We start from the raw sequence: 1,089 nt of genomic DNA on the forward strand, positions 1-1,089 counted from the left end.
CCCGAATTCAACTGCGAAGTGCGACACTCGCTAATATCAAGCAGCCAATGCCATTTCTTTAAATACAATTGCTGGCTGCTTGAAGTCTAAACATTTTCTCGGTCGATAATTTATCCGCAATAGAGCGAATTCAATATCGCTGTCTGTTACCGTTGTTAGGTCGGTTCCTTTCTTCACATATTGCCTTAAAAGACCGTTAGCATTCTCATTGGCTCCACGCTCCCAAGAGCTATAAGGGTGGGCAAAGTACACCTCAGCCTCCAACTCCTTTGCGATGGTTTCATGACCTGCAAACTCTCTCCCGTTATCTGTCGTGATGGTATGCACATGCTCCTTATAAGGCATGAGTAGCTCTATTGTTGCTTTGGTGACATCATCCGCTGACTTGGATGGCACTTTCTTTACCACGTAAAATCGTGTTTTACGCTCTAAAATAGTCACCATTGCTCCAGTGCCGTGCTTGCCTAATACGGTGTCGATTTCCCAATCACCAAATCGCTCCTTACTGTCAACGATGCTCGGCCTATCATCGATCGAAACGGCATTCTTGATTGCTGGCGCTTTCTCTTTTTTACCGCGACGATACCGCTTGTGTCCTTGCCTCAAGTGGCGATATAACTTGCCACCCAAGCGTTTATCCAGCGCAACAAATCGGTATATCCACTCATGGCTGACGGCGGCACCGACTTTAGTTAATACACTGGAAATCTGCTCTGGACTCCAATCCGCTTCTAAAAGGAGGCGGATAAAATCAACACGCTCCTGAGGTATACGGTATTTACGCGCTGATGTACGTTTTTTGATTGACAACACCTGGGCTTCGTTTGGGCAATAATGACTGCCCTTGCGGCCACGTTTAAGCTCCCGATATACCGTAGAGCGATGGCACTGAACTGTTTTAGCTATTTCAGAAACGGAAATTCCCCGTTCCAAAAGAGCAGAAATCTGGTATCTTCTGCCCTCGGTCAACTGCTGATAATTCATGGTAGTACTGCTTGTTTCTTTGGCGAGAAGAGCGTACCACTTTCAGCAGTTGGCTTCCTCTTCTACACCTTTCCATGAATGTCGCACTTATTATCTGAAATCGGG

Annotated in this window: 1 protein-coding gene; it reads right to left on the reverse strand. The window is 46.3% G+C overall.

Annotation, left to right across the window (positions count from 1 at the left end; translation table 11 throughout):
* Positions 1-36: 36 nt before the first annotated feature.
* Positions 37-984 carry an IS30 family transposase gene (locus NL645_RS23070; protein WP_253652475.1) on the reverse strand — a complete coding sequence of 316 codons (948 nt, stop codon included), beginning with the start codon at positions 982-984 and terminating at the stop codon, positions 37-39.
* Positions 985-1,089 lie beyond the last annotated feature (105 nt).

Source organism: Vibrio sp. Y51_MX_L26, from assembly GCF_024181935.1.
Lineage (GTDB): Bacteria > Pseudomonadota > Gammaproteobacteria > Enterobacterales > Vibrionaceae > Vibrio > Vibrio diabolicus.

Excerpts from the sequence above, each read along its gene's own strand:
- NL645_RS23070 (WP_253652475.1), bottom strand. The coding sequence starts at position 984 with ATGAATTATCAGCAGTTGACCGAGGGCAGAAGATACCAGATTTCTGCT.